Source organism: Streptomyces sp. NPDC015127, from assembly GCF_043080095.1.
In the GTDB taxonomy this organism is placed as follows: domain Bacteria; phylum Actinomycetota; class Actinomycetes; order Streptomycetales; family Streptomycetaceae; genus Streptomyces.
The window spans coordinates 163,697-172,079 of the sequence record NZ_JBIBVE010000015.1; the positions used below are offsets into that span (position 1 = coordinate 163,697).

An 8,383-nucleotide genomic window follows, 5' to 3' on the forward strand; every position below is an offset into this window, starting at 1 on the left:
CGCGCACGGCCCGCCGCCTCACGCTCCCTGGAGAGCCGTGAGGTGGCGGGCCAGTGTGTCGGCCGACTGGAACGTCGCCCCGAACAGGCCCACGTGCTTCCAGTGCAGCGTCCCGTCGGCGGCCACCAGGAACACCGCACGGCGCAACCCGATCCCCGGTGCCGCGATGCCGAACGCCCGCGCCACCGCCCGGTCGGTGTCGGCGAGCAGCGGCATCCGCAGCCCGTGCCGGCGGGCGAACGCCTCGTGGCTGTCCACGTCCTGCGGGCTGATCGCCCACACCTCGGCGCCGACGTCGGTGAACGTCTCCAGACCGCTGGAGTACGAGCACAGCTGCTTGGTGCACACGGGGGTCTCGTCCCCGGGATAGAAGGCGAGGACCAGCGGCCGCCCGCGCTGCTCGCTCAGGGTGAAGTCGCGACGTGCGAACGTGCCGTCCGCGCCGCCGGTGAGGACCCCGCCAGGGAGGGTGAAGTCGCCGACGGGGGCGCCGATGTCGGGTGAGGATGCCATGGGCAGCATTCTTACCCCCCGGTAACCATCGGCGCCAGAGGCGCGAGCCCCGCTCAGCCGCCCAGTGAACAGCGGCTGACCAGATCGCGCCCGTCGCCCTCGCCCGCCCTCGGCAGCGGCACGGTACGGCTCGGCGCGGGCGCCCTGCCCTCCCCGATCCAGTCCTCCAGGGCGGTGAACGCCGAACGGTGGCACGGCGTCAGCGGACGCAGCCGGTCCGGGAACGCGTCGTACAGCGAGTCCACATGCGTGCCGCCCTCGACGCGGTAGTACCGCATCAGCTTCCCGCGGCCCGCGTCGCGCACCATCCCCGCGTACACGTCGGAGTCCTTCGAGATGGGCAGCAGCACGTCGAGCGTGCCGTGCAGGGTGATCAGCGGCTTGCCGATCCGGCCCGTCAGCGCGATCCGCTCGACCGCGTCGGTCACCTCGCGGGGCCGGTCCCCGTACACGTAGTCGGCGTCGCACGCGGGTGTGCCGGGAGCGCAGAACGGGGTGCCCGCCTCCGTCGCACCGTCGAAGTGCGGATCGAGCTCCTCGCGGTAGATACGCTGGGTCAGGTCCCAGTAGTACCGGTGGTGGAACGGCCACAGGAACTCGGAACCCGCCGGGTACCCGGCGGCCACCATCCGGCGGTGCGCCTCCTCGGCCCCCGCGCCGCCCGCCGCGTACACGGGATAGCTGCGCATTGCCGGGGGCAGGAAGGTGAGCAGGTTCGGACCCTGCGCACGCCACAGATTGCCCTCCCAGTCCACGCCGCCGTCGTACAGCTCCGGATGGTTCTCCAGCTGCCAGCGCACCAGGTAGCCGCCGTTGGACATCCCGGTGGCCAGCGTCCGCGACGGAGGCCGGTGGTAGCGCTGGGCGACGACCGCGCGGGCGGCCCGGGTGAGCTGGGTGACCCTCTCGTTCCACTCGGCGATCGCGTCGCCCGGACGGTCGCCGTCGCGGTGGAACGCCGTGCCGGTGTTGCCCTTGTCCGTCGCGGCGAACGCGTAGCCGCGGGACAGCACCCAGTCCGATATCGCCCGGTCGTTCGCGTACTGCTCGCGCACACCCGGCGAACCGGCCACGACGAGACCGCCGTTCCAGTGGTCGGGCAGCCGGACGACGAACTGCGCGTCGTGGCCCCACCCGTGGTTGGTGTTGCCCGTGGAGTCGTCGGGGAACCAGCCGTCGATCTGGATGCCCGACACCCCGCTCGGCGTGGGCAGCCCCGCCGGGGTGAGGCCGGCCCAGTCCGCCTCGTCGGTGTGACCGGACGCGATCGTGCCCGCCGTCGTCAGCTCACCGAGACACGAGACCTCCTGATGCCCGGCTCCCGGTACGCGCAGGGCGCCGACCCCGGCGCAGTGTCCGCCGCCCGAGTCCTGGGCGGCGGTGGCCGGGACGGCGGTGGACCCGAGCAGCAGCGTGGCCACCGCCGCCGCGCGCACGACCCGGTGGGGCAGCGCGGGCGCGCGGCGGCGCGAGCGGACGGACGCGGTGCCTGGCGGTGGAGCGGACAGCACGAGGGACCTCCTGCGGGGTCGGGGGGACTCAGGGACAGGAGCCGTCGGCGAGGACGAAGTACCCGGCCGGCGACTCCTTGAGCGTGTGGGTGACGAACGTGTTGTTGAGGCCCATGTACTGGCCGGCCCCCTTGGCGTAGGCGTGGCCGCCGGACGTGGTCGCCCGGCCGGCCTGGACGTGCGCGTAGTTGCTGCTCGTCCAGCAGGCCGCGGTCTGCCCGGTGGTCGACGCGGTGACCGCGCCGGAGCGCGCCCCCTCGGCGCCCTGCGCATCCCGTGCGGCCACGCTGTAGGCGTACGTGGAGCCGGGCGCCAGACCGGTGTCGGTGAACGCGGTGCCCGCGGGGGCGGCGACCCGGACGCCGTCGCGATAGAGGGCGTAACCGGCCGCGCCGTCGACCGCGTCCCAGCGCAGCGACACCGAGCGGTCGTCCGCCCCCGTGACCACCAGCCCGGCCGGCGCGGGCAGACCGCCCGGGTCCGGATCTCCGCCGCCCGTCAGGCCGAAGAACTCGCTCACCCACAGGCTGGAGCAGATCGAGTCGATGAAGTGCGGTGTGCCGGTCGCCCCGCACTGCTCTGTGCCGCCGCCCGGGTCCACCGGCGTGCCGTGCCCGATCGCCGGTACCCGGTTCACCTCGACGACGGCCTCGCCGCCGCCCAGGTACTGCTCGCGCCGCGTCCCGTTCGGCCCGATGACGGCGGTCCGGTCCGGGACCTGGCCGAGCCCGTGCACGGCCGTCCACTGGTCCCTGAGCTCACGGGCGTTCATCGGGGCGACCGTGGTGTCGTCGTCCCCGTGCCAGATCGCCACCCGCGGCCACGGCCCGGTGTACGACGGGTACGCGTCGCGCACCCGCTGCGCCCACACCGCGGGCGTCCGGTCGGTACCGGGGCTCATGCAGGTGAACGGCCCCGTGTCCCGCGTGCAGTCGTACGGGATCCCGGCGATGACCGCCCCCGCCTCGAACACGTCCGGGTAGGCGGCGAGCATCACGGCGGTCATCGCACCGCCCGCCGACAGCCCGGTGACGAAGGTGCGGGACGGGTCGGCGCCGTAGGCGCTCTCGGCGTGCGCGACCATCTGCCGGACGGAGGCGGCCTCGCCCTGCCCGCGGCGGTTGTCCGCCGCCTGGAACCAGTTGAAGCAGCTGCTCGCGTTGTTCGCCGCCGTCGTCTGGGGGAGGACCAGCAGGAAGCCGTGGCGGTCGGCGAAGGTCGCGAGCCCCGAGTTGTCGGCGTAGACCTGGGCGCTCTGCGTACACCCGTGCAGGGCCACGACGACCGCGGGGTTCACCGGAAGGGACGCGGGCCGGTGGACGTACATTGCGAGACTGCCCGGGTTGCTGCCGAACGACGTGACGCGTTCCAGGGGCACGGCGGCGTGCGCCGCGGGGACCGACCACAGGCAGCCGAGCAGCACGGCGAGCACCGCGACGAGCCGTGCGGCGGACACCGCGCCCCCGTGCCGAGGACTCCTGCGCAGCGACATCGGAACCTCCCACCGGTCGGTTGATGCAGGTCACCGTAGAAACGGCCGCGCGCGGGAGGAATGGTGAGGCGGCCCATAGCCACGCCCGCCGACAGCGGCTCACGGCCCCTTGCGTGGAGGGCAGTTGTGCTCTACGGACGGGGACCGGGCGGTACGGGAAGCCGGGCGCGGCCTCCGCTCGCTCACCGAGCGGCCGGCACCTCGCCGCGCCGGTGGAGCCGAGAGGCGAGCAGGCCCCCGATGAACCCGGCCACGAGCCCCCAGCCCGCGCCGAGCCCGACCGTCTGCCACAGGTGCGGCCGCAGGAACACCTCGCCCGCGAGGTCGCCGCCGAGGTCCCCGATGCCGAGGAGCGACAGCCCGTAGTGCGCGGACAGGCGTACGAGCAGACAGACACTCAGGACCGTGAGCGCGAGGGCGAAGGCCATGTGCAGGGCGTGCTCGACGGGCCGCATCCGGGCCGGTGAGCGCACCGCCATCAGGACCGAGGCGGCCAGGACGAGCATGGCGGCGACGACGAGCAGCCACCAGGCGCGGCCGTCGCGTTCGGTGAGCGCCCCGAGATCGAGGGCGGAGACGTCCCCCCTGCGCAGCACCTCGTCCAGGAGCCTCGGCATCGGCAGCCCGAACGGGCCCTGCACCGTGCCCTCCCACGAGCCGCCGAGGCCGATGGTGAAGGCGAGCCACATGAGGTTCGGCAGGCCGAGCAGGATCACGGCGAAGGTGTCGGCCGGATGACCACGGGTCGCGGCGACGACCAGACCGGTGACCACGCCGATGGCGAGCGTCGCGAGCAGCAGGGCGACCATCGCGTACGCGGCAGGGCGCACCGCTTCCTGGTAGCGCAGCAGACGGGCGGGCAGCGGCGCGCCGCGGGAGACGAGCAGGGCCAGGGCCAGCACGCCCAGGAGCCACAGCAGTCCGATGACCAGGGTCTGCGGCACCTCGGTGCGGAAGCCGACGCGTGGCGTCGCGTCGAAGAGGTCCTCGATCAGGCCGCCGATGGGGTCCTCGATCGGGATGGTGAAGGTGTGCCGGGCCAGTGCCGCGAGGCCGATGAGGGCGAGGAGCCACGGAACGGCGAGCCGCAGCGCCCAGCCGGCCAGCTCGGGCGCCGAGGCGACGGCCCGGTGGCGCAGGGGCCGCACGAAGCCGGCGCCGACGGTGAGGGCGCCGACGACCGTCACGGACAGCGGCACGGCGGTGACGGCGGCGTCCGTCTCGGCGATCGTCCCGGCCTCGCCTGCGACCTCGATGGAGCCGCCGACGGCCATGACGACGGTGGCCGCGAGGACCTTGACGAAGGCGCCGTCGGGCAGGTCCGCCGCACCGGCCGCCCACAGCCCGAGGGCGGCGGTGACGACCATGGCCACCAGGCCGCCGACCACGACCAGGAGCGCGTGCAGCCAGCCGTGGGCAGCGCGACCCGTGCCGGCCGCCTTCGTCGTTGCTTGCTGACTCACGCTGCCACGCTAAGCAGGGCGGGACGGGTGCGCGCCCCGGGTGGGCCGACCGCGTCGGCCTGCCGGACCGCGTCGAACGGACGTACTGGCCCGAGCAGGTGGGGGCCGGTTCCGCAAGCGGCCCCGCCGCGCGCTACCCCCAGCCGGCGCAGTGGTCCGGCGGAACGGGGCAGGCCGTGGGCGGGCTTGCGCCGAGCGGGCGCCCGCCGCGCGTGTTGCGGGGTGCGCCGGGTCCAGGCACCCTGATGGTGACCCAGAAGCGACAAAGGCTCACTCTTCGTACTCGGGGGTCCATCCTGCGAATGAAGGGCCGTCGCGGTGAGGAGCCACGGTCATGGATGTTCCTGTTGCCTGTCACTACAGAGTCGAAGTGGCGGCATCGTCAGAGCGCATTCCCCAGATCCGGCGCATTCTCGCGGCGCATCTGCGGTACTGGAGTCTTGAGCACCATGTGAAGCCCGTCTGCCGGGCCGTCGACGAACTCGTCGACAACGTCGTGCAGCATGTCAGCGGCGACAAGACCTGTGTGGTCGAGCTGCGCATGACCGGCCGCCGGCTGATCGCGTCCGTCTCGGACCGGGACCGGCGCCTGCCGCCGGTGCGCACCTCGTCCCCGTCGCGGGGAGGACTTGCCCAGGTCGCCAAACTCAGCGACAGCTGGGGCACCTGCGGTACGGACGAGGGCAAGGTCGTCTGGTTCAGCAGGCGGGTCAAGGAGGCCGAGCGCATCCTGACCGGCCCCCGTGCCCCGAGGCGGCCCGTCGTGGAGTTCAGGCCGCTGCCGCTGTCCCTGCCCGCGCACCGGTCGGACGTGCCCGTCCTCGAGGTGGACGCCGTGCGGTGAGCCGCCCCTGTCACTCCGGCCGGCGCGTGCCCGTGCCGGGCATACGCGCACCGGCCCCGGCGCCGGTCCCGCGTATCCGCACGCGGGACCGGCCGCCGGATGGGGTGACGGGGCGTCTCAGGCAGCGCTCCTGTTCGGCCGGGCGGCCGTGTGCAGGTCCGCCACCAGGCGGAAGAATCCGGCCTCGTTGCCCGCCAGTCCGGCCGCGCTCAGTGCCTCGTCCGCCTCCGTCATCGGCGCGGACAGCACCGGCAACGCCATCGGGGCCCGGTGGGGATCGGCGAGCACGGCTCTGGTGGTCTGCAGAAGCCGTACGTACGCCTGCGCGGCGGCGAGCTCGGGATCGTTCATCTCGCGGTTCCCCTCGTGAAGGTGTCGTACCGTCAAGCATCTCGTGAGGCACTGACAACGCCCTCGCGCCCATGCTTCCCGGGACCCGCGAACACGACCGGCGACCCGCCCGGAGGCGGGCCGCCGGCCCGGATGACGTGCTGAACCGCCGTACGGCGGCGGGTATCAGAAGACGCTCACGCCGTACGCGCTCAGCGCCTCGGTGACCGGCTGGAAGAACGTGGTGCCGCCCGAGGAGCAGTTGCCGCTGCCGCCCGAGGTGAGGCCGAGCGCCGTGCTGCCGGAGAACAGCGCGCCGCCGCTGTCGCCGGGCTCGGCGCAGACGTTGGTCTGGATGAGGCCGTAGACGATGTCGCCGTTGCCGTAGTTGACGGTCGCGTTGAGACCGGTCACCGTGCCGCCGCGCAGGCCCGTGGTGGAGCCGCTGCGCTGCACGGACTGGCCGACGTACGCGTTGCCGGCCGACGTGATGTCGCGGTAGCTGCCGTTGTACAGGTACACGCGGCCGTCCGCCGCCGAGGCGTTGGCGTGGCGGATGATGCCGTAGTCGTTGCCCGGGAAGCTGGACCCGGTCCGGGTGCCGAGCAGCGTGGTGTTGGACGAGTTGGTGTACCAGGTGCTGCCGATGTTGGTGCAGTGACCGGCGGTCAGGGCGTAGTAGGTGCTGCCGCTGCGGACGTTGAAGCCGAGCGAGCAGCGTCCACCGCCCGCGTAGATGGCCTGGCCGCCCGCGATGAGCTTGCTGAAGGTGCCGGGCGTGCGCTTGATCTCGAGGGTGTCGGCGGTGTCACCCGCGGCCTTCTTGATGCCGGCGATCTCGGCGGCCGAGACGGTGGAGTCCGCCGTGACGACCACCTTGCCGGTCGCCTGGTCGGTGTACCAGGCGGTGCCGGGCACGTCGGCGTCGAGCACCGCGCCGTGCGCCCGGGCGAGCTCGGTGGTGGTGGCCTTGGCGGCCGGCGAGGATTCGGCCACGGCCGAGGGGGCCGCAAGCGCGGAGACGGCCAGGAGGGCCGACGCGACGGCGATCAGCCGCGCACCTCTCGCCACGCCGCCGAGGGGGGACAAGCGCTTGATGTTCACTGCATCCTCCGGTGGGGGTATCCGGGGTCCGCTGGGTGGGCGGGCCCGTGGGAGCAAGGGCTGCCGGGCGGGCGACGGAAGCGCTTCGACGTCATGTGCCTGTCAACTCTTGTGGAAGGAATCCTGGTCTGCGGCCGGTGCCGGCGGCAAGATCGGCTTTCGGCCGCTCTATGCGCGTCCATCGGGAATGAGGACCCGGCGGTCGACTGCACGCGGAGGCGCGGTGCGCAAGGGGGCGGGGGAGCGGGCGAGTGATCCAGCGTGCTGCAAAGTCCTGCATTCGTTTGCTGATCAGGCGTCAGGTGGCCGGCGGTGGAAAGCGCTTGCGTCCTTGTCGGGGGGCGTCTCGGGTGCGTAAGCGGAATAGGTGATGCCGTTTTGGCTGTTCAGCGCCGGGCCCGGCGGGGGCGCCCGTCCGCACGGTCCACCGGGGCGGGCGGCCCGGCCGCCCGCCTTCGCGGCGCCGCGTTGCAGTGGCGCTCGCACACACCGGGCCGCCTGCCCGCCGCCGCGCGCAGCCCGCGCAGGCCCATGCCGGCCCATGCCGGTCACCGTGCCCAGCGGCCGGCGTCCTCCCGTCGGCCCACCACGCGGCGCCCTTATGCCGCGATCACTCCCGTTCGCCCAGCGCGATCCGGTGTCCGGATCACGACCGTCCGTACGGCGACCCGTGTGCTGGAGTGCCCCGGCCGACCTCACGGCCGGTGCGCCGTAGGGGGCCGAGCGGCCGGCCGGTCAGCCGCGTGCCGGTGACTGTCAGGCGCGGCCGTGGGGCGGCACATGCGCGTCGAGCACTCGGCCGCGGTGCCCGTCGGCCTTGCGCGTGGCGAACGGCCCGCGGGCGCAACGGCCCGCCGCCGCTGCCCTCCGGCGGAGGCTTGTCATCCGCCCGCGGGGATACCCGGCCGTGCTCGGGCCCGTAGCGCAGTGCCCGAGGCATCGAGCACTCGGCCGCGGTGCCCGTCGGCCTTGCGCGTGGCGAACGGCCCGCGGGCGCAACGGCCCGCCGCCGCTGCCCCCCGGCGGAGCCTTGTCATCCGCCCGCGGGGATACCCGGCCGTGCTCGGGCCCGTAGCGCAGTGCCCGAGGCATCGAGCACTCGGCCGCGGTGCCCGTCGGCCTTGCG

At 73.7% G+C, this 8,383-nt stretch carries 7 protein-coding genes; 1 reads left to right on the forward strand and 6 read right to left on the reverse strand.

Annotated elements, in window-relative coordinates; genetic code table 11:
* Window positions 1–18: 18 nt before the first annotated feature.
* The 4 genes from ACF08N_RS28280 to ACF08N_RS28295 all read right to left on the reverse strand — a co-directional run bounded on the left by ACF08N_RS28280 (window position 19) and on the right by ACF08N_RS28295 (window position 4,979).
* Complete coding sequence (locus tag ACF08N_RS28280; RefSeq protein WP_392327522.1) at window positions 19–513, reverse strand: peroxiredoxin; 495 nt, start codon at window positions 511–513, stop codon at window positions 19–21.
* A 53-nt stretch (window positions 514–566) separates the two neighbouring features.
* Window positions 567–2,024, reverse strand: coding sequence for a tannase/feruloyl esterase family alpha/beta hydrolase (locus tag ACF08N_RS28285; RefSeq protein WP_392327523.1), 1,458 nt, complete (start codon window positions 2,022–2,024; stop codon window positions 567–569).
* Window positions 2,025–2,052: 28 nt separating this feature from the next.
* Complete coding sequence (locus tag ACF08N_RS28290; protein ID WP_392327524.1) at window positions 2,053–3,516, reverse strand: PHB depolymerase family esterase; 1,464 nt, start codon at window positions 3,514–3,516, stop codon at window positions 2,053–2,055.
* A 182-nt stretch (window positions 3,517–3,698) separates the two neighbouring features.
* On the reverse strand, window positions 3,699–4,979 hold the full coding sequence (locus tag ACF08N_RS28295; RefSeq protein ID WP_392327525.1) for a streptophobe family protein: 1,281 nt from the start codon (window positions 4,977–4,979) through the stop codon (window positions 3,699–3,701).
* Window positions 4,980–5,349: 370 nt separating this feature from the next.
* Between ACF08N_RS28295 and ACF08N_RS28300 the strand changes: the two genes are divergently transcribed.
* Window positions 5,350–5,823, forward strand: coding sequence for an ATP-binding protein (locus ACF08N_RS28300; RefSeq protein ID WP_392327526.1), 474 nt, complete (start codon window positions 5,350–5,352; stop codon window positions 5,821–5,823).
* Window positions 5,824–5,940: 117 nt separating this feature from the next.
* Here ACF08N_RS28300 and ACF08N_RS28305 read toward each other — a convergent pair whose 3' ends face one another.
* Both ACF08N_RS28305 and ACF08N_RS28310 read right to left on the reverse strand, forming a co-directional pair.
* Window positions 5,941–6,174: a hypothetical protein gene (locus ACF08N_RS28305; protein ID WP_392327527.1), complete on the reverse strand. Its 234-nt coding sequence runs from the start codon at window positions 6,172–6,174 to the stop codon at window positions 5,941–5,943.
* 165 nt (window positions 6,175–6,339) lie between these two features.
* Window positions 6,340–7,257 (reverse strand): S1 family peptidase, encoded by a 918-nt coding sequence (locus ACF08N_RS28310; RefSeq protein ID WP_392327528.1) that lies wholly within the window; start codon window positions 7,255–7,257, stop codon window positions 6,340–6,342.
* Window positions 7,258–8,383 lie beyond the last annotated feature (1,126 nt).

Bases quoted from the DNA above. Each gene is read 5' to 3' on its own strand.
- ACF08N_RS28290 (WP_392327524.1), bottom strand. From the start codon at position 3,516: ATGTCGCTGCGCAGGAGTCCTCGGCACGGGGGCGCGGTGTCCGCCGCA.
- ACF08N_RS28280 (WP_392327522.1), bottom strand. From the start codon at position 513: ATGGCATCCTCACCCGACATCGGCGCCCCCGTCGGCGACTTCACCCTC.
- ACF08N_RS28305 (WP_392327527.1), bottom strand. From the start codon at position 6,174: ATGAACGATCCCGAGCTCGCCGCCGCGCAGGCGTACGTACGGCTTCTG.